This is a genomic window from Paraliobacillus sp. X-1268, from assembly GCF_003426095.1.
GTDB lineage: Bacteria > Bacillota > Bacilli > Bacillales > Amphibacillaceae > Paraliobacillus_A > Paraliobacillus_A zengyii.
This window is the reverse complement of the sequence record NZ_QJSK01000016.1, coordinates 13,922-37,299: the sequence shown is the minus strand read 5'-3', so window position 1 is coordinate 37,299 and position 23,378 is coordinate 13,922. Positions and strand designations below refer to the sequence as shown.

Below are 23,378 nucleotides of genomic sequence, written 5' to 3'. Positions count from 1 at the left end.
TTATTAGAAGAGGTGCTTGGGTTGGGTCGAAAAGAAAAAAGACAAAAGAATAAAAAAAATAGATGGTGGAAAATAACATTGCTAGTTGTTGGGTTGTTTGTATTAATAGGTGGTGGATATCTTATTTCATTCTATATGAATGTAAAAGATACCGTAAATAATGATCTTCATGAATCTGTTACGGCTATTGATAATGATGTAACGAAGGAGAAGATGGCAAGCAATTCACCACTTAATATTTTATTGTTAGGCGTCGATGAACGCGAAAATGATAGAGGTCGTTCTGACACAATGATTGTGTTAACACTAGATCCGAGTAATGAGCGCATGCAAATGGTAAGCATTCCACGGGATACAAGAACGGAAATTATCGGTCATGGAACAGTGGATAAAATCAATCACTCTTATGCATTTGGTGGTAGTAATATGTCGGTGGACACGGTTGAAAACTTTTTAGATATTGAAATTGATTATTATGTACGTGTAAATATGGAAGGTCTACAACAACTCGTAGATTCGGTTAATGGTGTATCGGTAACAAATACACTGGCATTTACAAATGGTAGTTATGAGTTTCCAGAAGGTGAACAGGAGTTAGACGGCAGAGAAGCATTGGCTTATGTTAGAATGCGAAAAGATGACCCTCAAGGAGATGTCGGACGAAATGAAAGACAACGACAAGTTATTGAAGGTGTTATTAGTAAAGGTGCGAGTTTTAGTGGGGTAAGTAAGATTAATGAGATTCTATCGGTTCTAGGTGAAAATGTGAGTACAAACATGGACTTCTCAGATATGAGTGCAATGGTTACAGACTATAGAGGTGCGCGCAAGGATATTGAAACCTATCAGATTACTGGAGAGGGTACGACAATTGATGGTATTTGGTACTTGCAAGTTCCAGACGAAGAAGTTCAAAAAACACATGATTTGATTGAAGACTTCGCAAACGGAATATAATAATAAATGCAACTTTCGAAGCGTGAAACAGGCATTTAAGTTTGGATGAAGCTAGAAACTTTTAAAAAATGTTTATTACTGAATAACCATAGACTCTGAGGTAACTGCCCTGTTGATTTCCGCTACAGGCAGTCGCTTTCCGCGGGCACGGCTTCAGCTAACTTCGTAAAGCACAAAATGCTTTACGAAGTGGATCTTCAGCCCGTGCTGTTCCCGCAGGAGTCGACTGCCCTACGCTACAATCAATCCGTATAGTGTGAATAACTGTTGTAATAAGCATAATAAAATTTTATTACCAGCAGATAACGTTTTACTTTTAAAGTCTGTCTAGTGACAGAAGTAAATGAGTGCTATTCTAGTAGGGAAAATGCGAACTATTGCTGCAGGAGTTTCAACTATTTCGCTTACTCTGCTGTTATTTGTGATACAGCCTCGGTGCTGCTGTGCCTGAACTATTTGTATAGGGTTCCATTAGACCACCTTTAACGATTTCCTGTATTACAAACTAATTCGAATAGCTATTCAAAAAAACGAGATGCTTCTTTGTATGCAGTTCATTTAATTTTTGCTAACTTCTATTTTAATTACAAATAACAAGAATTCTATGCCGCTATTACCGTAGAGTTTATCTCAAGTGCGTCAGATGAAACGCACTGATGATTACCAATGAAGGGTGAAGTTAATTTCTTTTTTTTGATTGTGAGACTCAAATTTCGCAATGTAAAAAAGGCACTTAGGCCTTTGTAGTGGATTTTCAGACCGGGTTCTTCCCACAGAAATGGAGCAGTTTATAATTCCTTGATAAAAAAACTTTTAGAAAACAGACTTTTAAAAGACTATCAAGCAAGATAAAAGCTTTTGCATAACCTAAATGTTTCAGACTCGTTCTTTAGTGGAAAACTGTAATAATAAAGCTTAAATTAAACGAAAATGGTATAAACTAATTTTAATGTTTGTATTTGAAGGGAAATAGAAATGACTTACTTACTACTTATTATAGGATTTGTCTTATTAATAAAAGGTGCTGACTTCTTTGTTGATGGTGCTTCAAAAATAGCCCAGACGTTACATGTTTCCCCTTTGTTAATCGGTTTGACGATTGTCGCATTTGGAACAAGCTCACCAGAAGCTACAGTGAGTATTGTTTCAGCTTTAGAGGGTAATGCAGGTGTAGCAATGGGGAATGTGGTCGGAAGTAATATCTTTAATATAACGATTGTTGTTGGTATAACAGCACTATTAAATCCATTACAAGTAGAAAATGAAACAATCAGAAAAGAAATACCATTTGCAATGTTAGCGAGTGTTGCTTTATTGATTCTCATTAGTGATATAACCTTACAATCAATGGGTTCTAACTATATTACTAGAGGTGACGGTTTTGTCTTGTTATTGTTCTTTGCTGTGTTTTTGTACTACATTTTTGAAGTAGCACGTAAAAGCCGTGACAAGGCAAAACAGGAACAAACGAATACCGGAGAGAAACCATCATGGACAAAGAATATTATACTTACAGTTGGTGGCCTCTTAGCGATAATCTTTGGTGGAGAACTAGTTGTAACAAATGCAACAGAAATTGCCCTATTGTTTGGCATGAGTGAAACATTGGTAGGATTAACGATTGTAGCAATCGGTACATCTCTACCAGAATTAATTACATCCATTACTGCAGCAATCAAAAAACAAAGTGAGATTGCCTTAGGAAACATCATAGGCAGTAATATATTTAATGTATTCTTTGTTTTAGGATCTGCATCGATTATCTCGCCATTAGCTGTAGAAAATAAACTAGTACTTGATGTACTTATTATGATCGTAATGACAATATTATTGCTTGTTTTCTCACGGACGCATTTTAAAGTTGGAAAACTAGAAGGCGTCATTTTAGCTGTTTTTTATCTATTGTACATGGTTTATATTATTATCAGAAATTAGGAGGATTAATAGATGGTACAAGGCGTGAAACAACATATTAGAAATACAAATAATTATTTGCGAAAACAAACTATACACGAAATTATGGAACAGTTTGATGAGCAAATTATGCATTTAAGTAAGGCTAATCGACGCGTCAAATATACGAAAATGAAAAAAGATGCGTATAGTTTTTTCCGTGGGAGTATCTATTTATTCTATTATGATGTAACTAAAATCCCTTTTTCTTATCATACGACTGATGATAAACCTGCATGGATAATGGGTGATTTACATTTTAACAACTTTAGCGCTTTTCAAAATGAGGATCAAGCGATCATCTTTGATGTAGATGATTTTGATGAAGGCTATTTCGGTTCTTACTTATATGATGTGTTACGCATGGTCGTAAGTATTCGATTGATTGCAGACGAGCAAGGGATTGATGAAGAGGAGCATGACAAGCTTGTAGAAATTTATTTGAAAGCTTATTATAAAGAACTGAAAAAATTTGCTGAAGCTGAAAAAGACCCAGTTACAAGACAATTTACAACAGAGAATACGAAGGGTGCGATTTCAACGACATTAGACAGCTTAATGGATAGAAAAGAAACACATGCACTTGACAAGCAAACATATTTAAATGAAGATGGCGAGCGCAAGTTTGATCGTAAAAAAACAAAATTTGATGATGTGACAAATAATGAGTATAAGGAAATTATTAAAGTATGGGATCACTATTTAGATAGTATAAAGCATAATGTTTTTAAAGGAAAAGAGCATTACCAAATAAAAGATATTGTTAAAAAAAGTGGAGCAGGAATTGGTTCTGTAGGGTTGAAACGCTTTTATATATTAATTGCGGGTCAAGAGGAAGACATTATCTTAGAAGCAAAGGAAGCCCGTACACCAGTCCCTGCATACTTCTGTGCGTATAATGAAACATTTTGGGAAGAAAATAATCATCAAGGAAAACGTGTAATTAACACCCAACAATCAATGCATCATAAAGCAGATCCATACTTAGGTTACTTTACCATGCAAAACCGTCATTTTTATGTAAGAGAACGATCCGCGTATGAAAAGGATTTAGATACTGCTGAACTTCATGACTTTAAAAAAATGAAACAAACGTTAAAAACGATGGGGAAAATATCCGCGAAGATTCATGCACGTGCTGATGCAGATATTGAACACGGTATTCTAGATTATCACGGTGAAGATGAGATTTTAAAAGCCATTGGTAATGATAAAGCTGGTTTTAAAAAAGATATGGTCGTTTGGTCTAAGTTTTATAAAGAACGAGTTCAAACGGATTATGACTTGTTTAATGAATGGTTAAAAGAATATTACTATAAAAAGAATTAGAAAGCAATGGCGATGAACTATAGAAGCATTATAAAGAAGCACCTACTATTTATGGTAGGTGCTTCTTGTTAGTTATTACCATGCTTCAAAATGTGCATTGTTATTTTTGGCTTCTTGTTCGGCTATTGTTTGGACCGCATTCGTTGGTTGAACTTGGGATTGTGAATTGTTAAATGCATTGCTAATTTTTTCTGGTAACTGTTGAAGTGTACCGTTTTGCATACCTTTTCTAATACCGTAAACTGCTGCACTTGCCGCACCTATTGTTAAAGCTTTATTCATCATACCCATGGGATTAATCATCCTTTCGTATTTATTATCAGGAGCATTTATAGTTTTAAATAAAATGCGTTTCCTATACAACAATTCATTTTCCATGTCTTTTGCATATGGTAAAATAGTACAGAAGCTAAGGATGTTTTAACAAAGAATGGGAACAGTAAAAATAAAAAGGTGGTTCTACTGTGAACGTCAGAATGGAGTTAACCTATCGAACAGCAAAAGGAACAGAAACGAGATTTAGTTCAGATCAAATGCGTGCTGCAAAAGCAATGTTAATTGCAGATGATTTCGATAGAACGGGTCGGATCAAAGCGATAGAATTTATTGATGAACGAGATATTAGTTGGACAATGAAAGAAATGAAAAAATACTTAGAAGAAATTGAAACAGAGCCACATGATGTGAAGGTTTATTTTGATGGTGGTTTTGATCATAACACGAATAGGTCTGGTTTAGGCTGTGTCATATATTATCAACAAAATAAAAAATCATTTCGATTACGTAAAAACGCATTAGTAGAAGAATTAAATACAAATAACGAAGCAGAATACGCAGCTTTTCATATGTGTGTAAAAGAATTAGAAGGATTAGGTGTACACCATTTACCTGTTGTCTTTGTAGGTGATTCGCAAGTGGTAATTAAGCAATTAAATGGAGAATGGCCATGTGTGGAGGAAGAGTTAAACAGATGGGCTGATCGAATTGAAAATAAATTAGACAAGTTAGGAATCACGCCAGCATATAGAGCGGTTTCTAGAAAAGAGAATCGAGAAGCGGATCAATTAGCTTCACAAGCTTTAAAAGACATAGAGATTATGAGTACGCTTGAGCTGACAAAGGAGTAGGTTGAATAATGATTATCCACGGACATCATGTTGAGGGGAACGTTATTGATAGTCAAACACGCTGTTCACATTATCATCAAATTGAGGATGTTATTGCGATTAAGTTTAAGTGTTGTCAGACGTATTATCCCTGTTATAAATGCCACCAGGAGAAAGCGGATCATCATGCAATATTGTGGACTGAAGAGGAATTTGATACGGAAGCAATTTTGTGTGGTGTTTGTGGTAAGACTATTTCCATTGAAACGTATTTAGGTGGAAATTCAACTTGTCCACAATGTGAAGTAGCTTTTAACCCTGGATGTAAAATACATCGTCATCTATATTTTGAATAAGAATGTATAATTTAATTTTATAGGAGAATTATATAGATGAAATAGGAGGTTATACTTATGGATGAAAAAAGAGCACAAGAAATCGTGTCTTCACCAGAAATGGTAGGCGTTAATTATAATGGTGGAAAAGTCTATATTGAACATGTCGATCAAGGAACTGGAAATGCAACAGTCCATCCTCTTGATAATCCCGATATTAAACAAAGTGTGAAGGTAAATGAATTAGAAGAAGAATAATGGTTAGAAAGCATCGCACATTTGCGGTGCTTTTATTTGTACTAAATAAACTTTCTCAGAGTGAAACAGGAAAATATGTCTTGGTAAACTTGAGAAGCCTCGCAATCCAGTTTACTTTGTGCTGATTTCGAATACATCTGCATTTCATCTGACGAACTTGATAGAAACTGTGACATAACATGCCGCTTTGGAAATAAACTTCGCTTTCCGTGCCTGCGGAAAGGGAGTCAATTTCACTTGAGCAGCGGGTTAGATGATTCTGTTTCGTCACATTTGATGATAATTTCGACGCAAGGAACGCTACGTCGTAGTTTAAGTAATTCAGTCATAAACAACAATATTTTTAAATATTGTTTTAAATATTGTCAATCTATATAGAGACTCCAAGCTCATAACAGCGAACGATTGTACTTATTTTTTATGTGTTAAAGTAATATTTAAAAACAAAATCCCTAACAAGTATGATATAATAGTGATATCACATTAATATCATTAATTTGTAGAGGAGTTTATATATGACGGAAAAAAAAGCAAGTGTTTCAAACGGTTTTTTAGCTATCGTGGTAATGACAGCTATTCTAGCAGGAGGAGTCTTTCTGTTAGTTAGCGAACTAACAGATGTGAATCCTAGTTCGGCAATGATTGTAGTAAGCATTATATTGATACTTGTTGCACTTATTATGAGCACTGGTATTGTTTTAGTAAAGCCTAATGAAACAAGAGTGGTGTTATTTTTCGGTAGATATTTAGGAACACTTAGGGAAAGTGGTTTATGGTGGACAACACCATTAATCACGACACAGGTTATTAGTATTAAGGTTTTTAATTTCAATACACCAAAATTAAAAGTAAATGATGTAGATGGAAATCCGATTGAAATTGCCGCTGTTATTGTATACAAAGTTTTAGACACTGCAAAAGCTGCATTTGATGTAAATAGTTATACTAAATTTCTTGAAACACAAAGTGAATCTGCGCTTCGATATATCGCAAGTCGCTATCCATATGATCGAGAGAATAATGAAGAACATTCCTTACGTGGTGATTCAGTAAAAGTTTCGCAAGAATTATTAGAGGAAGTGCAAGAGCGACTTAAAGCAGCAGGTGTCGAAGTAATTGAAGCACGGCTCACACATCTGGCTTATGCACCGGAGATCGCTTCTGCAATGTTGCAACGCCAACAAGCTGCTGCTATTATTGCGGCACGTGAAAAGATTGTTGAGGGTGCAATTGGAATGGTACAATCAGCTATTGAGAGGTTAGAAAAGGACTTCGAGTTAGATGAGGAGCGTAAGGCAGTTATGGCGAATAATTTGATGATCGCCATTGTATCTGACAGAGGTACACAACCTGTCATCAACACTGGATCACTATATAACTAAATAGGACTGATTTAATGGCTAAAAAAAAGCAATATCCACTCAGGATCGATCCAGCACTTTATGAAATATTAGAAAAGTGGGCACAAGACGATTTACGAAGTGTTAATACCCATATTGAATATTTGCTAAGAGAAGCAGCAAAAAAAGCAAAACGACTGAAATAGAAACAAAGAACAGTCTAAAGCTGTGGGAATACGATTACTCACCTCATTGAAAAGACTTGCCCACACAAATGGCTTTTACAGAAAGGTGGAGTAGTGTGAGCAATAAAGAAGATTTACAACAAATGCTTAGAGATGGAGCATCGCAGGAAGCTGCATTTCAATTATTTGATGCACTTGAAGTGGTTAATTTCGAAACGATGTGGGGATTGTGGAAAGGATCGGAAATTACGACAGGTCATCCACTCGAAGGGTTATTAACAGCAGCCGGTTGGTATGGGAAGCGGTTTGAAAATCCTGAATCTGTCTATCCGTTAGTTTTTCAGAAACCAGATGGTACATTGTTTACCGGGAATCCAGCATTGCTTCCATTAAACCTGCCATTTGATAAAGTTCCTTTAAAAGCAATCTCTATCGGAATGAAAATGGTACGTCCCTTTTTTTCAACGGAGAAAAGTAGTGCAAGGCTTCGAATAACTGATTATCGGGGTAAACCAAGTGCCAGTATGGTTTACGATGCGAAAGCAATTATCGATGTATTTAGGAAAGTTGATGAGACGACATTAATGGGTGTAATGGATATAAAAAACATTCAACATGGAATATCCTACTTTTTTGTACTGCAAAAAATAAGGTGAAGAAAGGAATGAAATAATATGGGTTCAATTGCTATTGTGACAGGAGCTTCATCAGGTATTGGCAGGGAAATAGTTAAACGTATTGATCGTGATTATCCTGCTATTGAAGAAGTATGGGTGGTTGCCCGAAGAGAAGATAGATTAGTCGAATTAGCTAAAGAAGTTTTCATTAAGTTAAAAATACTCCCTTTAGATGTGGCTCGTCCAGAGAGTATTGAAACCTTAAAAACAGAATTAGAAATTACGAAATCAAATGTAAAATTGTTAGTTAATGCGGCAGGTTATGGTAAATTCGGGAAAATCGGTTCCCTTCCATTAGATGAAGAGGTAGGTATGGTTCGGCTGAATGTTGAAGCTATGACAGCTGTCACAAGCACTGTCTTACCTTATATTTTATCTGGAGGCAAAATCATTCAAATTGCTTCAAGTGCGGCTTTTGCTCCGCAACCGAACTTTGGAATATATGCAGCTACCAAAGCTTTTGTTCTTTCTTACAGTCGCGCATTAAACGAAGAGTTGAGAGAAAAAAACATTACTGTTACTGCGGTTTGTCCTGGTCCAGTTAAAACAGAATTTTTTGATGTGGCAGAGACGTCGAATCAGATTTCATTTATGGATGCGTTACCTAAAACAAATCCCAAAGATGAAGCAAGACATGCATTAAAAGATAGTCAAAAGGGAAAGGCCATTTCTACATATGGGTCTGTCGCAAAAGGATTCCGAATCGCTAGTAAATTACTGCCTGTTGGAGTCATATTGCTAGCTACCCGTTACTATATGAAAGACTAATCTAGTAATTAATCCGTAAGTGATGATACAAAACTTACGGATTTTTTTGGCTGAATTTTTTAAGCTATCAATGCACAGTATCGTTCGTGTTATCGATGTACAATGTTCCATCCTTCTGTACAGCAGCATAAAAGACCTCATCAATAGAACCCACACCAGCACTTTCTAATTGTTTCATTACCCAATCTTTATTTAAATGAAGTTTTTCTAAATTATTGTTATCTATTTTACCATCGGATACGATCATCGTTGGAGTCGGAAACACATTTGCTTTATTTTGAATTTGAAGATCCGTCTTTGCCAAAGGTTTTACTTTTTCCTTCTTATCTACAGAGAGGCTTCCGTCAGTTTCAAAAATAGCATAATCGACATCATTTATTGCAAAAATATTTTTCTTACGTAGCAATACATTTAAAGCGTCTATGTCTAGACGAACCTTTCTTAATTCTTCTTCCATTATTTTACCTTCTTTAATCACAACTCGAGGCTGTCCTGCAACTGCATAACGAAATTTTGTTGACTTAAGGTCAATGATGCCAATAACTATAGTTATCGCGCTCCACACAGCTAAAGCGTACACGCCATTTCGAATACTTAGCGTTTGATCAATTGCGAGTGAGGCACCTATTGTGCCAATTGCTATTCCAGAGACAAAGTTAAAAAAAGTCATTTGTGATATTTCTTTTCTCCCCGTCATTCTTGTTAAAATTAATAAGGTTGCAAAGGCTATAACTAGCCTGATGGATAGTGTGGAAATAGACATGATGTTAGCTCCTTTTTTATAAAAATCTTAATTAATAATATTCTCTTTATAGTTGAGACTATACAAAAAAGTAAATTTGTTTATTATGGTTCATTAATCCAAGCCTTACGTATTGTTTTTCATAAGTTAATATGTAAAGGAGGGATTCTATGAGTCAAGACATGTTCAAAAATGTAGAAAAAAAGACCGGAGTAGATATGAAGAGTATTGCTAAGGTTGCTGGTGCATACAGTGGGAAGAACCTTAAAGATGAGAAAACTATAAGGCAGTTAATTAAACAAGTTAGTCAATTGGCTGGGAAAAGAGTAACAAAAGAAACAGAAGATAATATAGTCAAAATGTTAGTAAGTGGTAAGAAAATTGATGAATCAACAATTAAAAAAATGATCAAGTAAATTAAAAAGACGTTCAACATTTCTGTTGAGCGCCTTTTTGATGAATTAGTGTAGCTGAAATCAATTAATAATTTCTACCACACCATCTTTAAATAAGCAATCCGCTTGTAAACTGTTTGTTGGGAAAATAAATGTCCATGGCATACTGGTTTGTTCGGCAACAGTTGAAGTCGGAGAATTGAAGGTATGCTTGCCCTTGATTTGCTTCTTTTCTGTGTATTGAAGTGTTTTACCGTGAAAATGAAAAGACTCTTTCGTAAAATTATGAATTAATACCGTTACTAACAATTCTCCTTTATGATTTTTAGCAACGGTTACTGGTGCTAATGTTATCGCATTATCTTGATGGTGCTTTGTTTCTGAGAATATTCTTTCGATTCTTTTTCGGTCTTGATCAGCTATTGTCTTATCCCAAGCTGATTCAAATTGTAGTTGTTGCATGGTTGATTGCTCCTTTTTACGTTATAATTATGTTAAGTATAACAGAAGTAGTTCTAAGGAGGATGAAACTGCAGTGCAAATTAAAACGGTTTCGATTATTGGTTTAGGTGCGTTAGGTATTATGTATGCTGCGCATTTTACGAAGAGATTACCAAGGGAGAATGTAAGAATAATTGCCGATCAAAAGCGAATTGACCGCTATCAATCGGAGGGTGTGTATTGTAATGGAGAATATTGTGATTTCCATTATGTAACACCAGAAGAGTCCGTAACACCAGCTGATTTAATTATTTTTACTGTAAAATATAGTGGTTTGTCAAAAGCTATTAATGCTGTTTATAACCAAGTTGGTAAGGATACAATCATTTTATCGGCATTAAATGGTATCTCAAGCGAAGCAGAAATTGGAAACGTGCTAGGTCATGAAAAGGTATTGTATTGTGTAGCACAAGGTATGGATGCTATTAAAGAAGGAAATAAGTTAACTTATCAGAATAAAGGCATGCTTTGTTTCGGTGAAGGAAGTCAGGAAAAAATAGATACAGTTGCTCACTTTTTTGATCAAGTTGATTTACCTTATCAGGTAGTTGACGACATGATCCAGCGACAATGGGGAAAGTTTATGCTAAACGTTGGTGTAAACCAAACTGTTGCTGTCTATCAAACAAACTTTAAAGGGATACATGAAGACGGGGCAGCACGTGACACGATGATCGCTGCGATGCGCGAAGTAATGACACTATCAGAAAAAGAAGGCGTCTATTTAACGGAAGCAGATTTGACTTACTGGTTAGATATCTTATCCACCTTAAATCCAGAAGGTAAACCTTCTTTGCGTCAAGATACAGAAGCAAAGCGGTACAGTGAGGTTGAACTATTCTCTGGAACTGTCATTCGCTTAGGGGAAAAACATAATATTGCAACACCTGTTAACCGATACTTATATCAACAGATAATAGACATGGAGAAACAGTATTAAAAAATATCATCTCGGTATCGTGCCGAGATGATATTTTTTAATCGTTCATTATTGCGAATGATTTTGTCTTTAAATTATCAAATATCGAATCTAAATAGTCTAATAAAGTGAGATAAACTAGACCGTTTCCTTCAAATTTAGCTGAATATCCGAGCGGTAGTGTTCGCCTAATTAATTGGGCATAGAGTTCTGCTTCGGTAAGTTCTCTTTCAAAACTAGTTGTGGTAATATTTTTGATCAGAGCTAGAGCGCCTGCTATATGTGGAGTTGCCATTGAAGTGCCAGAAAGGGTTGCGTAGGTACCATTCAAATAAGTTGATGTGATTTCTTCGCCTGGTGCAACAAGGTCTACTTCTCTATTGGTATTTGAGAAATCAGATGATCTTCTATTTAAATTAACTGCACCAACACTAATAACTTCATTGTAAGAACCTGGATAAGCGCGTTCCACAGTTTCTTCCTTTCCATCTCCTTCATTTCCTGCAGCACAGACAACTGGAATGTTATGTTCCGTTACGGCTTTTTTTATAACAGTGTGCAATGCTGGAACTTCGGTTGGACCGCCAATAGACATGGAAATGATGTCAACTCCTTGATTAATTGCGTATTGAATCCCATCAATAATCCATTGATAGTTTCCACTCCCATCCTTATCAAGAACTTTAATTATGAGGAGGTCTGCTTTTGGAGCAACTCCTACTACTCCTTGCTCGTTTTGTTCAGCTGCAATGGTTCCAGCCACATGTGTACCATGTCCGTTATAATCATTAAATGCCTCTGGATTCCCTTCATCATCTTCGGTGAAATTCCGTCCACCGATAATACGATCTTTTAATTCTGGATGGGTAGGATCGCATCCAGTATCTAGTATCGCTATTGTAACACCTTCTCCTTTTGTTTGATTCCATATTTCTGGAGCTTGAATTAATGTCACGCCCTTAGGTGTTTCAGTCGTTTCTTCCATCTGTTTTAATACTTTGAATTCACTAAGACGAACGAAATGCTGCATATTATCTCCTCCTTGTCATTTTTAATACTAATACACTTTAATCGTAGCAATATTCAGATTAATTAAAAAGGTATATTTGTAGGAGTTTTAGAAGATTTACCGTGGAATTCAATAGATAGAAAGAGGTTGTTACTACTACTTAATACAGCTACAATAATAGTAAAGAAGAATTGGAGAGGTGAATGAATTGAATACATATCCAAATATAACAGAAACGAAACTGTTAATAAAAGAGCTTGTGTCCATCCCAAGCCCATCAGGTAATACAAAAAATGTTATCGGATTTGTCGAGAATTTACTGCAAGATTTACAGGTGCAAACAAAACGCAATCGTAAAGGTGGATTAATTGCCACGATTCCTGGTGTAAATGATAAAGAACACCGTATGTTGACGGCTCATGTTGATACACTTGGCGCAATGGTCAAAGAAATTAAACCAAATGGACGATTAAAGTTAGATTTAATTGGTGGCTTTCGTTTTAATGCAATGGAAGGTGAATACTGTGAAATAGAAACTTCTAGTGGAGCAATTATCACAGGAACTATTTTGATGCATGAAACTTCTGTTCACGTCTACAAAGATGCTGGAAAGGTAGAACGGAATCAAGAGAATATGGAAGTCAGAATTGATGCAAAAGTAGAAAGTGAAGATGATGTTCGCGCAATTGGGATTGAGGTGGGTGATTTTATTTCACTCGATCCACGTGTTGAAGTAACGGATAATGGTTTCATTAAATCACGACATTTAGATGATAAAGCAAGCGTAGCTATTTTACTACAGCTTATTAAACGGCTGAAAGAAGAGGAGATCAAGCTTCCTTATACGACACATTTCTTAATTTCCAATAATGAAGAAATCGGATATGGTGGAAATTCTAATATCACACCAGAAACAGTCGAATACTTAGCAGTTGATATGGGTGCGATGGGTGATGGACAGACAACAGATGAATATACGGTTTCCATTTGTGCAAAAGACTCAAGTGGTCCATATCACTATGGTTTGAGAAAAAACTTAATTGGTTTGTGTGAGGTAAATAAAATTGGTTACAAAGTTGATATCTATCCATTTTATGGTTCAGATGCCTCTGCAGCAATTGGATCTGGTCATGACATAGTCCACGGTTTAATTGGGCCTGGTATTGATTCTTCTCATGCCTATGAGCGTACACACGAATCATCTTTAGAGCAAACGGAACAGCTTGTTTATCATTATGTGCAAGCAAACTTAGTGAAGTATTAATATTTTAAGAAGATTGTCAGCTAAGAAACGTTACTAAGTAGCGTTCCTTAGCTTTTTTTATTGAAAAGATTTACTTTTACTATTGTTTTGTAAATATTTTACGTTGACTTCTTTTTGACATCTTAAAGGACTATGCTATTTTTTGTAACAAATTAAATAAAATAATTTTCTATTGAAGAAAGGATGGAAAAAATGAAGAAGTGGATTATTGTACTAGTGATTATTGTGCTTGTTATTGCTGGAGGAACAACGACATACGGTTTTATTAATAGTAATGAAGAAATAGAAAACAATGCAATGGCAACAACACAAACTGCGGTTGCTGAGCTTGGTAATGTGGAAGTTAATATTAGTGGTACAGGTAGTATTTTAACAATGAATGAACAAACAATTACGTTTGATGACAATAACGCTGTAATTGAAGAAGTTTTAGTAGAAGTTGGTGATATGGTAGAAGAAGGAGATGAATTGATCACGTTTGAAGATGATGCATTCGATGCTATTGAGGCTCCTTTTTCTGGTGAGATTACGATACTAAACGTTGCAGCTGAAGATACAGTTTCGATGGGAACAGAAATGATTGAAATAACGGATTATGATAACTTGCAAATGGTAGTGAATATAGATGAATTGGATATTGCACAAATTGAAGTTGGACAAACTGCTGTAATTGACGTTAGTGCGATTACGGATAATGATTTTACTGGAATCGTTACAAATGTTGCAAAAGAAGCAAATGATTCAGAGAGCAGTGTTGCGCAATATGCTGTCGAAGTGACAATTAATGAACCAGAAGGTATTAAAGTGGGAATGACTGCTGAAGCAACAATTACTACAGAAAGTAAAGAGAATGTATTAACTGTACCGATTGAAGCGATTCAAACACAAGGTGATCAATATTATGTGTTAATGGAAGATACATCAGCTGAAGAAGAGTCTAGTGAAACAACGACAGAAGAAGGTGATTTAGCTTCAGAACAAGTAACGATTGAAGTTGGTTTGCAAAATGAAGAAGTTGCTGAAATTACTAGTGGTCTTAGTGAAGGTGATGTAATTCTTATCGAAGCAGTGCAAGCAACTGATGATACTGGAGAAGCAACAATGGAAGAAATGTTCCAAGGCGGTTTTGGTGGAGGAACGGGTGAGAGGCCTAGTGGCGAAATGCCTGCAGGTGGGATGAGACCAAATGGTAATTAAGGAGGCAATGAAAATGATTGAGAATCAACGGATTGTTGAGATTAACAACCTAAGTAAGCATTATACACTTGGCGGAGAGACAGTAAAAGCATTAGATAATGTAAGTTTCTCAGTCAATAAAGGTGATTTCATTGCAATCATCGGTCCATCTGGTTCAGGGAAATCTACTTTGATGAATATGATTGGTTGTTTAGATATACCGGACACAGGTGAGTATTTTTTGGATGGTAAGAATGTTTTTGGATTAAAGCAAAGGCAATTAGCAGAAGTGCGTAATCAAAAAATCGGGTTTATCTTTCAATCTTTTAATTTATTAAAGAAACAATCGGCATATGAAAATGTAGAATTACCATTGATATATCGTGGATTAAGTAAAAATGAACGGAAAGAAATTGTGAGGAATGCGTTAGAAAAAGTTAACATAGCAGATCGTGCTAGCCACCGGCCAACTGAATTATCGGGAGGTCAACAACAAAGAGTTGCTATCGCGAGGGCACTTGCAGGTCATCCGCCAATTTTACTCGCAGATGAACCTACAGGTGCGTTAGATAGTAAAACTGGTCTTGAAGTGATGGATTTGATTAAAGATTTGAATAGGCAAGGACATACGATTATTTTAATAACACATGACTTGGATATTGCTAATCAAGCAAAGCGTGTTATTCATATCGAAGATGGTCGAGTAGTTGAAAGAGAGGAGGTACGGATACTGTGAAGTTTGGTCAGGTGATTAAAATTGCATATAAGAATATCGTATCAAATAAACTTAGAACATTTTTAACGATGCTAGGTGTGATTATTGGTGTTTCAGCTGTTATTGCGCTAATTTCCCTCGGACAAAGTGCATCGGCATCTGTATCAGAAGATGTCTCTTCTTTAGGAACAACTATGGTGAGCGTGAATATACAAGGGAACACAACGACAGAAGAGGTAGTTGATTATGAGGAAGTGCTCGCATTTTCTGAATATGATGAAGTTGAAGCTGTTTCTCCAACTGTATCTGGAACAGGGACAATCACAAATGGAACAACTAGTATGGATAGTGTATCTATTACAGGTGTAACACCGGGTTATCTAGAAGTTCAAGATGCCTCAGTCAGTTCTGGTCGATTTGTACTTGATATAGATCAAGATAATCGAAATAAGGTTATCTTGTTAGGATCTAATGTAGCAAGTGAATTATTTGGTTTCAGTAATCCAATAGGAAATGATGTGAAGATAGACGGAAATACATTTACTGTCGTTGGTGTACTTGCTGAACAAGGGGAAGAGTTACAAGGTTCTGTAGATGATACCGTATTACTTCCGTTTTCAACTGCACAACGATTTCTAGAACAAACAGTAGTGAATACTGTTGATGTTAAAATGGCATCTGAAGAAGAAGTTGATTTAGGAATGGCTAAAATTGAACAGTTTCTTTATAACCAATTTAGCGGGGATGATTCCAGTTATAATGTTCGAAACCAATCAGATGTATCAGACGCCTTAACTTCTATAACGGAAACAATGACACTATTATTAGCAGGAATTGCTAGTATTTCGTTGCTAGTTGGTGGAATTGGGATTATGAATATTATGCTAGTCTCTGTAACGGAACGGACGAATGAAATTGGAATTAGAAAAGCAATTGGCGCGAAGAAAAAAGATATTCTTATTCAATTTTTAATTGAAGCTACACTCCTAAGTAGTCTAGGTGGACTTATAGGAGTTGTAATCGGAATAGGAAGTGCAGAACTCCTGTCTTCTATTTTAGACATGAGCATAGCTATATCATGGGTTGCAGTCGCAATTTCCGTTAGTTTTTCAATTGTAATTGGTATTGGATTTGGTATTTTTCCAGCAAATAAAGCAGCCAATTTAAGCCCTTTGGAAGCTTTAAGGCATAGTTAAGTTTCAAGTAGTAGAGTTTGACAATAACGTATTGTCAAACTCTATTTTTATAGATTGCTAGAATAAATTTAACTAAAGAGGTTATGTAATGAAAACAATATTAGTTGTAGAAGATGAAAAACCAATCTCACTTGTTCTGGGAGCTTATTTAGAAAAAGAAGGATATAATGTCGCCTATGCATATGACGGTGTGGAGGCGATACAAGGAGTCGATGAAGTAAATCCAACGCTCATATTATTAGATGTTATGTTACCTGAATTAAATGGTTGGACTGTACTTAAAAAAATTAGAGAGAAAAATTCTTGTCCAGTAATTATGCTAACCGCGATTTCCGGAACAGAGCGTGTGATACAAGGATTTAATGAAGGTGCGGATGACTATATTACAAAACCGTTTGTGGCAGAAGAGGTAATCGCACGAGTGAGCGCCGTTTTACGTCGTTCTCCTCAGTTAGAAAGAGCGGACAAGATTAAACTGTTTGGGACATTAAAAATCAATCTACTCTCCAATCAAGTTTTTTTAAAGGGAATTGAAATTAAGTTCACACCAAAGGATCTAGCTTTATTTTTATTTCTAGTGCATCATCCAAACCAAACTTTTACAAGAGAGCAACTGATTGAGAATGTTTGGGGGTATGATTACGAAGGAAGTAATCGTGCTGTAGATCTTGCCGTGAAACGAATTCGCAAATTATTAAGTGGATGGGATGCACATTATGGAGAAATTAAAACGTTACGGAACATGGGTTACCAATTTTATATTAAATAGAAGGAATAAGAAACCATCTCTACTGTATTATTGGACGAAGCGATATTTAGTTACATTAGTAATCGGTTTACTCATTATTGGACTTGTGTCGATATTTTGGATAAGACATAATACGATTGAAAACAGATTAGAATTAACAAAATTACTAGCTCAAGAACTTGCTGATAGAGTTGTAGATGAAACCTCTGGTGAAGAAATAACATTGTCGCGTCTTCCTTTTATATTAGAAGAACGGGAAAGCCTTTTAAATAATCAAGTACCATTACAAGTTTATATAAAAACGAATGATGGTGAATTATTCTCTCCTAATCCAATGCCAAATCGTTTTGACAATAGAACAGAAGAGTTAGATTGGCTAGAAACACTTGCGATTTCTGATCAATTGGTAGTAGAGAAGATACCATTTGGAGACAATAATACTAGCTATGCAGTAATCTCGCCAATTGTAGACGACGGAGAGGATATTGGTGCAGTAATTATTATTCAGCGAATGGAAAGCATTGCTAGTATGAATAAGGAAGAATACCAACTGTTAGCGATGTTACTTGTCAGTATGGCTATACTCGGATGGTTAGTTATTTATTTTTTATCAAAAAAACTTGCTAAGCCTATTCAAGAAGTTGCTGTAGCAGCTGAAAAATTGCGCAACGGAGATTATACTATTCATTTAAACGAGAATATTCAAGAAAAAGAACTACATCAACTCGTGATATCATTCAAAGAAATGGCAATAAAATTGCAACAATTAGAAGGACTTAGATCTGAACTATTAGCAGGGGTGACCCATGAATTAAAAACGCCGATTACTTCAGTAAGTGCACTTATTCAAGCAGTTCAAGAAGATGTAGTAGATGAGAGAAGGAAAAAAGAGTTTTTACAAATGGCATTAAAAGAAGCCGAGAGACTACAAAACATGGTAGAAGATCTGTTGGATTTTAATAGTTTCACAGCTGGTTCCATTATAGTGAATGCAGAAAAACTGAATATAAAGCAGACAGTAAAGGAAATTATCTATCAATGGGAAATTGTCCATGAGAAACAATTAAAGGGTAAAAAACTTATGTATAATTTTAGTGAAAACCAACTATGTGCTATAGCGGATCCGATTCGCTTGCAACAGATTATAACGAATCTACTGAATAATGGTTTACATGCAATAAAAGGGAATGTGGATGGCCATTTAATTGTAGAAATTTATCAGCAAAAAGAGACTATTTTGATAGAGGTAAAAGATAATGGGAGTGGTATTCCAAAAGAAGAACAACCTTTTATTTTCGAACGATTTTATCGAGGTGAAGATAAGAAACATGTCGAACATGGTTTAGGGCTTGGTTTACCATATAGTTTACTCTTAGCCAAAGCACAAGCTGGCGATTTATTTTTAAAGAAAAGCGTATATGGCGAAACGATTTTTGTAATAGAGCTCCCACCTAAAGACTAGGGTTAGGTGGGTGATTATTCTTTTGCTTTTTTAGACAATGGATAGATTCCTAAACTCTGAATCACTAGGGATAACAATACAACCGCAAAGGATAAAGATACGACCCAATCCAGTTCGGCACTATTTGTATCTTCCGCATAAAGGGTGAGAATAAGGAAAATTGACATCGTTCCTTTCAATCCAGCCCAAGAGATAAGGAAAGATTCCATTATACTGGTCGAATGACGCCAACGTGGAAAAATCTTTGTTGTACCTAGGATAAGTAAGAAGCGGATCACTAGTGCAACAAGAAATATAATAATAGCGAAGATCCATCCATCAAAGATAAGATATCCAGCAGCCTCAATACCGATTACTAAGAATATTAAGGAGAGAATGGAAAGTTCTACAATGCTCCAAAATCCGTTAAGTGCATCTTTAAAATGCGCTTCTTTGATTGTGCGACCATATTCAAATGCTAGCATCATTCCAGCAGATACGGTGGCAAGTACTCCTGAAACGCCAATAAATTCAGCAATATGAAAAATTCCGTAAGCTAAGACAATACTGAGCATCACTTGATATTCCTTATGGTGCGTATAGTGCACCCCTTTACTCATAAGCCAGCCAAAACCAATTCCGAGCAATGCCCCACCAATTGATACAAATAAAAACTCTCCGATAAAGGAAAGGGTAGAGAATGCATGTTGATCAATAAACATGCTAGTTAGCACAGTAAAGACAACAATACTTGTTCCATCATTTAACATCGATTCCCCTTCTACAAGTGTTGCAATTTTTTTATCACCCGATGATTTTTTTAGTATCGGCACAACGGATACAGGGTCAGTCGGTGTTAAAACCGATGCAACAATTAATGCAGCTAGAAAAGACAAAGAAGTAAAGATGCTACCTAATAAATAGATCGTAACCCCCAGTACAGCAACGGTAATAAGTAATCCACCAGTTGCAAGGAATAAAATAATCCAAGCATTTTCTTTAAATGCTTTTGGTGGAAACTGATAAGCAGAAATAAATAATAGTGCTGGTAAGAAAATATGATAAATCATGTCAGCCGTCACATTGATAGATGAAAAATAAGGTATAAAAGATAACACAATTCCCAGTAGAACTAATACAGTAGGGACAGGAAAATTCTCTTGCCTTTTATCAATTGTGAAGATAATAAATCCAATAAATAAGAGCCAGATAATTTGACCGATCTCCATGATTGACACCTCCCGCATAATTTTTGTTAGTATGCGTATCTATAGCCTTAAATAAGCAGAATTAAACTGATAATAGTTTGGACGGCTCATATAAATTGCTGAAGGGTGCATATATTTTGTGGAACGTCCCATATAAATTGCTTAAGGGCGCATATATGCTGATAAATGCTCATTAATCATGCTTAACGGCTCATATCTGATAGAAATTTGATTATATGAGCCATTCAAGATATGAAACCTTTTCCTGTATTCACACGTAAATTAGTATACAAAGACTATCAAAGCATATAGAAAGGTAGGTGTCTCCAATTAATTACATTTTGATAATACTAGGCGTATATGTTGTATTCTCTCTTGTGATTACACCTATTCAATACAATTATTATCTTGCAATAAAGGAATTGGAAGACAAGCAGAAGAAAAAAGGCAAGACACAAGCACAAATGTATGAAGAGATGAGTTTTGAAGAAGATTATCTGCACTACAACGCACAATCAAATGCTTTTTTCTTGCTTTCAAATATATTTGCTGCCATTTACTATCGAATGAAACATCCAAAACATAAATAATCCTACTAAAAAAAACGCTCGGGATGCAGTGCAACCCAAGCGTTTTCAATATTTAATCTTTAATCTTTAATAGGCGTAGGCTGTTTAATGTGACAATTAATGTAGCACCCATATCAGCAAATATCGCGATCCATAGTGTTAGCCAACCTGGAACAACGAGCAGCAATGCGATTACTTTAATTACTAATGAAAAAGTAATATTTTGCTTGATAATGGCTAGTGCTTTGCGACTTAATTTAATCGTATAAGGTAATTTATGTAAGTCGTCAGACATGAGGGCGATATCAGCTGTTTCTAACGCTGTATCTGTTCCAGCACCGCCCATTGCCACGCCAACGGTTGATGCAGCAAGTGCTGGGGCATCATTCACGCCATCACCTACCATCGCTACATGTTGATGTTTTTCGCGTAATTTTTTAATGAAATCAAGTTTATCTTTAGGAAGTAAGTCCGCTTGAATAGTTGAAACACCGATTTGTTTACCTATTGCTGCTGCAGTTCTTCGATTATCCCCAGTCAACATAACCGTTTCGATGCCTAAGTTAGCTAATTTTTGGATTACTTCGTTTGATGAATCTCTGACTTCATCTGCTACTGCAAGTAACAATAAAATTTCTTTCTCTGTTCCTAATAACATGACAGTTTTACCTTCTGTTTGCATATGTGTGATTTTTGCTTTGATATTACTATCAAATGTTTGGTGTAGTTCTTCAAAAAGAGTTGGGTTTCCGACATAATATAATGTGTTACTAACTTTTGCTTTTACACCTTTACCCGTAATAGATTGGAAGTCCTCGATCACCACATCCTTGATGTTCAAACCTTTATCATATGCCTGACCAATAATTGCAGATGCAAACGGATGCTGGGATGATTTCTCAATTGCTACAGTGATTGTCAGTAAGTCATTTTCGTTTCCGCCAAAACTATCTAGATCTGTTACAGCTGGGATACCTTTTGTTAATGTTCCGGTCTTATCAAAAGCTATTGCTTTTAGAGCGCCTGCTTCTTCTAAATGAATCCCACCTTTAATCAAAACACCACTTTTTGCTGCATTCCCGATTGCAGTAACTACTGCTACTGGTGTAGAGATTACTAATGCACATGGACAACCAACAACAAGCACAGCTAATCCTTGATAGACCCACTCATTCCAACTAGCTCCAAAAAATAATGGCGGAATAATAGCAATTAGAAAAGCAAGGATGACAATTGCTGGTGTATAGTATTTCGCGAATCGATCAACGAAGGCCTGAGAAGGTGCACGTTCAGCTTGAGCTTCCTCGACAAGATGAATGATTTTCGCTAGTGTCGTATCTTCCACACGTTTTGTTACTTTAACCTCGAGCAATCCTTCTTCATTCAATGTTCCTGCAAAAACTTCATCATCAATTGATTTCGTTACTGGTACACTCTCACCAGTAATTGCTGCTTGGTTTACCGTTGACTTGCCATATATTATTGAACCATCCATTGCGAGCTTATCACCAGGTTTTACGATCATAATGTCATCCACTTGAATGTCTTTAACAGGGATCAGCAATTCTTCATTCTGGCGTCGAATTAAAGCTTCTTTTGGTGCAATATTCATTAATGATTCAATCGATTGTCGCGCTTTATCCATTGAATAACGCTCTAATACTTCACTGATTGCAAAAAGAATAACGACGGTCGCACCTTCACTCCATTGACCAATTAGTGCGGCACCGATAACTGCAATTGTCATTAATGTTTTCATATCGAAATTTAACTTGCTTAGATTTTTTAATCCTTTGTAAAATAAAGAATATCCACCAATTATAATCGATGAGGCGTAACCAATTGTAGGAATAACATGTGCTTCTCCGTAATGCTCACCTAAAAACCAACTAACTACCAATAGAATTGCGGATAGATATACTTTCCGATTTTCTTTTTGCTTCCAAAAAGGTTCTTGATTAACAGGTTTTTCATTTTCATTTCGTATCTTTAAATTTTCAAAAGCACCTGCTTTTTCTAAGTCTACTATTGTTGTATTGCCTTCGACAGTTAGTTTAGAAGCACCAAAGTTCACTTTTGCATTTGAAACACCATCCAGGTGTCGAACGTTCTCTTCGAACGTTTTAGCACAGCCTGCTCAGGTGAATCCTTGGACACGATAGGTCGTTTCTTCGTTTTTAGACATGTGCAAGCACATCCTTTTCATGGGATAAAGCCATAACCATAACTTGCTTAATTACTTCATTATCTAAAGAATAAAAAGCTAATTTCCCAACTTTTTTATAGGTCACGATTCCTTGCTTATGCAAGCTTCGTAAATGGTGAGATGCTGTTGCGACAGTAGATCCAATAATATTAGCAATGTCACAGACGCATAATTCTTCCTCTTGGCATAAAGCAAAAGAAATCTTTGCTCTGTTTTCATCTGCAAGTGCTTTGAAAATCTTAGCAATACCAGCTATATCTTCTTTTTGTATTTCATTTTGTATACGTTTAACTTTTGGTTCGTCATAACAATAGATGTCACACGTATCTTTTTTTGCCATTATAAAGGCTCCTCCTAAATATTCAAATGTCTATTTGAATA

General features: G+C 35.8%; 26 protein-coding genes. 19 read left to right on the top strand and 7 right to left on the bottom strand.

What is annotated here, in order from left to right; all coding sequences use genetic code 11:
- Window positions 1–21: 21 nt before the first annotated feature.
- From D2K62_RS14560 to D2K62_RS14550, 3 genes are all read left to right on the top strand, one after another.
- A complete protein-coding gene (locus tag D2K62_RS14560; protein WP_117149555.1) occupies window positions 22–957 on the top strand; it encodes an LCP family glycopolymer transferase in 936 nt (311 codons plus the stop codon).
- 975 nt (window positions 958–1,932) lie between these two features.
- Entirely contained in the window at window positions 1,933–2,892 is a 960-nt protein-coding gene (locus tag D2K62_RS14555; protein WP_117161648.1) for a calcium/sodium antiporter, read from the top strand.
- A gap of 12 nt (window positions 2,893–2,904) precedes the next feature.
- Entirely contained in the window at window positions 2,905–4,239 is a 1,335-nt protein-coding gene (locus D2K62_RS14550) for a DUF2252 domain-containing protein (RefSeq protein ID WP_117161647.1), read from the top strand.
- A gap of 75 nt (window positions 4,240–4,314) precedes the next feature.
- Here the strand turns inward: D2K62_RS14550 and D2K62_RS14545 are convergent, their stop codons facing one another.
- On the bottom strand, window positions 4,315–4,530 hold the full coding sequence (locus tag D2K62_RS14545) for a hypothetical protein (RefSeq protein WP_112180191.1): 216 nt from the start codon (window positions 4,528–4,530) through the stop codon (window positions 4,315–4,317).
- A gap of 173 nt (window positions 4,531–4,703) precedes the next feature.
- Between D2K62_RS14545 and D2K62_RS14540 the strand changes: the two genes are divergently transcribed.
- The 7 genes from D2K62_RS14540 to D2K62_RS14510 all read left to right on the top strand — a co-directional run bounded on the left by D2K62_RS14540 (window position 4,704) and on the right by D2K62_RS14510 (window position 8,908).
- Window positions 4,704–5,366 carry a ribonuclease H family protein gene (locus tag D2K62_RS14540; protein ID WP_112180192.1) on the top strand — a complete coding sequence of 221 codons (663 nt, stop codon included), beginning with the start codon at window positions 4,704–4,706 and terminating at the stop codon, window positions 5,364–5,366.
- Between the two features lie 8 nt (window positions 5,367–5,374).
- The gene (locus tag D2K62_RS14535; protein ID WP_112180193.1) at window positions 5,375–5,701 is read left to right on the top strand and encodes a CHY zinc finger protein; all 327 of its coding nucleotides are present in this window, start codon (window positions 5,375–5,377) and stop codon (window positions 5,699–5,701) included.
- 57 nt (window positions 5,702–5,758) lie between these two features.
- Window positions 5,759–5,938 carry an H-type small acid-soluble spore protein gene (locus D2K62_RS14530; RefSeq protein ID WP_112180194.1) on the top strand — a complete coding sequence of 60 codons (180 nt, stop codon included), beginning with the start codon at window positions 5,759–5,761 and terminating at the stop codon, window positions 5,936–5,938.
- 515 nt (window positions 5,939–6,453) lie between these two features.
- Window positions 6,454–7,320: an SPFH domain-containing protein gene (locus tag D2K62_RS14525; RefSeq protein WP_117161646.1), complete on the top strand. Its 867-nt coding sequence runs from the start codon at window positions 6,454–6,456 to the stop codon at window positions 7,318–7,320.
- A 14-nt stretch (window positions 7,321–7,334) separates the two neighbouring features.
- Window positions 7,335–7,484 carry a type II toxin-antitoxin system antitoxin gene (locus tag D2K62_RS14520; RefSeq protein WP_112180196.1) on the top strand — a complete coding sequence of 50 codons (150 nt, stop codon included), beginning with the start codon at window positions 7,335–7,337 and terminating at the stop codon, window positions 7,482–7,484.
- A gap of 95 nt (window positions 7,485–7,579) precedes the next feature.
- Complete coding sequence (locus D2K62_RS14515) at window positions 7,580–8,119, top strand: DUF4334 domain-containing protein (RefSeq protein ID WP_232824311.1); 540 nt, start codon at window positions 7,580–7,582, stop codon at window positions 8,117–8,119.
- An 18-nt stretch (window positions 8,120–8,137) separates the two neighbouring features.
- Window positions 8,138–8,908 carry an SDR family NAD(P)-dependent oxidoreductase gene (locus D2K62_RS14510; RefSeq protein ID WP_117161645.1) on the top strand — a complete coding sequence of 257 codons (771 nt, stop codon included), beginning with the start codon at window positions 8,138–8,140 and terminating at the stop codon, window positions 8,906–8,908.
- A 67-nt stretch (window positions 8,909–8,975) separates the two neighbouring features.
- Here D2K62_RS14510 and D2K62_RS14505 read toward each other — a convergent pair whose 3' ends face one another.
- Window positions 8,976–9,671, bottom strand: coding sequence for a DUF421 domain-containing protein (locus D2K62_RS14505; RefSeq protein ID WP_112180199.1), 696 nt, complete (start codon window positions 9,669–9,671; stop codon window positions 8,976–8,978).
- Window positions 9,672–9,820: 149 nt separating this feature from the next.
- Here D2K62_RS14505 and D2K62_RS14500 point away from each other — a divergent pair, with 149 nt between their 5' ends.
- The gene (locus D2K62_RS14500; protein WP_112180200.1) at window positions 9,821–10,066 is read left to right on the top strand and encodes a stage VI sporulation protein F; all 246 of its coding nucleotides are present in this window, start codon (window positions 9,821–9,823) and stop codon (window positions 10,064–10,066) included.
- Window positions 10,067–10,126: 60 nt separating this feature from the next.
- Here the strand turns inward: D2K62_RS14500 and D2K62_RS14495 are convergent, their stop codons facing one another.
- Window positions 10,127–10,507, bottom strand: coding sequence for an SLAP domain-containing protein (locus D2K62_RS14495; protein WP_112180201.1), 381 nt, complete (start codon window positions 10,505–10,507; stop codon window positions 10,127–10,129).
- A gap of 73 nt (window positions 10,508–10,580) precedes the next feature.
- Here D2K62_RS14495 and D2K62_RS14490 point away from each other — a divergent pair, with 73 nt between their 5' ends.
- Complete coding sequence (locus tag D2K62_RS14490) at window positions 10,581–11,486, top strand: ketopantoate reductase family protein (RefSeq protein WP_112180202.1); 906 nt, start codon at window positions 10,581–10,583, stop codon at window positions 11,484–11,486.
- Window positions 11,487–11,523: 37 nt separating this feature from the next.
- On the opposite strand, the gene D2K62_RS14485 is transcribed toward D2K62_RS14490, so the two are convergent.
- The gene (locus D2K62_RS14485; protein ID WP_117161644.1) at window positions 11,524–12,495 is read right to left on the bottom strand and encodes a S8 family peptidase; all 972 of its coding nucleotides are present in this window, start codon (window positions 12,493–12,495) and stop codon (window positions 11,524–11,526) included.
- Window positions 12,496–12,682: 187 nt separating this feature from the next.
- On the opposite strand from D2K62_RS14485, the gene D2K62_RS14480 reads away from it, so the two are divergent.
- From D2K62_RS14480 to D2K62_RS14455, 6 genes are all read left to right on the top strand, one after another.
- The gene (locus D2K62_RS14480; protein ID WP_198671310.1) at window positions 12,683–13,738 is read left to right on the top strand and encodes a M42 family metallopeptidase; all 1,056 of its coding nucleotides are present in this window, start codon (window positions 12,683–12,685) and stop codon (window positions 13,736–13,738) included.
- Between the two features lie 192 nt (window positions 13,739–13,930).
- On the top strand, window positions 13,931–14,935 hold the full coding sequence (locus D2K62_RS14475) for an efflux RND transporter periplasmic adaptor subunit (protein ID WP_157967404.1): 1,005 nt from the start codon (window positions 13,931–13,933) through the stop codon (window positions 14,933–14,935).
- A 13-nt stretch (window positions 14,936–14,948) separates the two neighbouring features.
- A complete protein-coding gene (locus D2K62_RS14470; protein WP_117161653.1) occupies window positions 14,949–15,650 on the top strand; it encodes an ABC transporter ATP-binding protein in 702 nt (233 codons plus the stop codon).
- Complete coding sequence (locus D2K62_RS14465; RefSeq protein ID WP_117161643.1) at window positions 15,647–16,825, top strand: ABC transporter permease; 1,179 nt, start codon at window positions 15,647–15,649, stop codon at window positions 16,823–16,825. Before D2K62_RS14470 ends, D2K62_RS14465 begins: the two co-directional genes overlap by 4 nt.
- A gap of 88 nt (window positions 16,826–16,913) precedes the next feature.
- Complete coding sequence (locus D2K62_RS14460) at window positions 16,914–17,594, top strand: response regulator transcription factor (RefSeq protein WP_117161642.1); 681 nt, start codon at window positions 16,914–16,916, stop codon at window positions 17,592–17,594.
- On the top strand, window positions 17,542–19,035 hold the full coding sequence (locus tag D2K62_RS14455; protein ID WP_198671309.1) for a sensor histidine kinase: 1,494 nt from the start codon (window positions 17,542–17,544) through the stop codon (window positions 19,033–19,035). Before D2K62_RS14460 ends, D2K62_RS14455 begins: the two co-directional genes overlap by 53 nt.
- 14 nt (window positions 19,036–19,049) lie before the next feature.
- Here the strand turns inward: D2K62_RS14455 and D2K62_RS14450 are convergent, their stop codons facing one another.
- Window positions 19,050–20,243 carry a cation:proton antiporter gene (locus D2K62_RS14450; protein ID WP_112180208.1) on the bottom strand — a complete coding sequence of 398 codons (1,194 nt, stop codon included), beginning with the start codon at window positions 20,241–20,243 and terminating at the stop codon, window positions 19,050–19,052.
- A gap of 299 nt (window positions 20,244–20,542) precedes the next feature.
- On the opposite strand from D2K62_RS14450, the gene D2K62_RS14445 reads away from it, so the two are divergent.
- Window positions 20,543–20,812: a DUF3949 domain-containing protein gene (locus tag D2K62_RS14445; RefSeq protein ID WP_232824309.1), complete on the top strand. Its 270-nt coding sequence runs from the start codon at window positions 20,543–20,545 to the stop codon at window positions 20,810–20,812.
- Between the two features lie 52 nt (window positions 20,813–20,864).
- Here the strand turns inward: D2K62_RS14445 and D2K62_RS14440 are convergent, their stop codons facing one another.
- Together D2K62_RS14440 and D2K62_RS14435 are read right to left on the bottom strand one after the other, a co-directional pair.
- Complete coding sequence (locus D2K62_RS14440; RefSeq protein WP_198671308.1) at window positions 20,865–22,988, bottom strand: heavy metal translocating P-type ATPase; 2,124 nt, start codon at window positions 22,986–22,988, stop codon at window positions 20,865–20,867.
- Window positions 22,969–23,337, bottom strand: a complete 369-nt coding sequence (locus D2K62_RS14435; protein ID WP_112180210.1) for an ArsR/SmtB family transcription factor — start codon at window positions 23,335–23,337, stop codon at window positions 22,969–22,971. Before D2K62_RS14435 ends, D2K62_RS14440 begins: the two co-directional genes overlap by 20 nt.
- Window positions 23,338–23,378 lie beyond the last annotated feature (41 nt).

What these genes read in the sequence shown, in the direction of transcription:
- D2K62_RS14555 (WP_117161648.1), top strand. Translation starts at nt 1,933, where the DNA reads ATGACTTACTTACTACTTATTATAGGATTTGTCTTATTAATAAAAGGT.
- D2K62_RS14550 (WP_117161647.1), top strand. Translation starts at nt 2,905, where the DNA reads ATGGTACAAGGCGTGAAACAACATATTAGAAATACAAATAATTATTTG.
- D2K62_RS14545 (WP_112180191.1), bottom strand. Translation starts at nt 4,530, where the DNA reads ATGGGTATGATGAATAAAGCTTTAACAATAGGTGCGGCAAGTGCAGCA.
- D2K62_RS14535 (WP_112180193.1), top strand. Translation starts at nt 5,375, where the DNA reads ATGATTATCCACGGACATCATGTTGAGGGGAACGTTATTGATAGTCAA.
- D2K62_RS14530 (WP_112180194.1), top strand. Translation starts at nt 5,759, where the DNA reads ATGGATGAAAAAAGAGCACAAGAAATCGTGTCTTCACCAGAAATGGTA.
- D2K62_RS14525 (WP_117161646.1), top strand. Translation starts at nt 6,454, where the DNA reads ATGACGGAAAAAAAAGCAAGTGTTTCAAACGGTTTTTTAGCTATCGTG.
- D2K62_RS14520 (WP_112180196.1), top strand. Translation starts at nt 7,335, where the DNA reads ATGGCTAAAAAAAAGCAATATCCACTCAGGATCGATCCAGCACTTTAT.
- D2K62_RS14510 (WP_117161645.1), top strand. Translation starts at nt 8,138, where the DNA reads ATGGGTTCAATTGCTATTGTGACAGGAGCTTCATCAGGTATTGGCAGG.
- D2K62_RS14505 (WP_112180199.1), bottom strand. Translation starts at nt 9,671, where the DNA reads ATGTCTATTTCCACACTATCCATCAGGCTAGTTATAGCCTTTGCAACC.
- D2K62_RS14500 (WP_112180200.1), top strand. Translation starts at nt 9,821, where the DNA reads ATGAGTCAAGACATGTTCAAAAATGTAGAAAAAAAGACCGGAGTAGAT.
- D2K62_RS14495 (WP_112180201.1), bottom strand. Translation starts at nt 10,507, where the DNA reads ATGCAACAACTACAATTTGAATCAGCTTGGGATAAGACAATAGCTGAT.
- D2K62_RS14485 (WP_117161644.1), bottom strand. Translation starts at nt 12,495, where the DNA reads ATGCAGCATTTCGTTCGTCTTAGTGAATTCAAAGTATTAAAACAGATG.
- D2K62_RS14475 (WP_157967404.1), top strand. Translation starts at nt 13,931, where the DNA reads ATGAAGAAGTGGATTATTGTACTAGTGATTATTGTGCTTGTTATTGCT.
- D2K62_RS14470 (WP_117161653.1), top strand. Translation starts at nt 14,949, where the DNA reads ATGATTGAGAATCAACGGATTGTTGAGATTAACAACCTAAGTAAGCAT.
- D2K62_RS14460 (WP_117161642.1), top strand. Translation starts at nt 16,914, where the DNA reads ATGAAAACAATATTAGTTGTAGAAGATGAAAAACCAATCTCACTTGTT.
- D2K62_RS14455 (WP_198671309.1), top strand. Translation starts at nt 17,542, where the DNA reads ATGGAGAAATTAAAACGTTACGGAACATGGGTTACCAATTTTATATTA.
- D2K62_RS14450 (WP_112180208.1), bottom strand. Translation starts at nt 20,243, where the DNA reads ATGGAGATCGGTCAAATTATCTGGCTCTTATTTATTGGATTTATTATC.
- D2K62_RS14435 (WP_112180210.1), bottom strand. Translation starts at nt 23,337, where the DNA reads ATGGCAAAAAAAGATACGTGTGACATCTATTGTTATGACGAACCAAAA.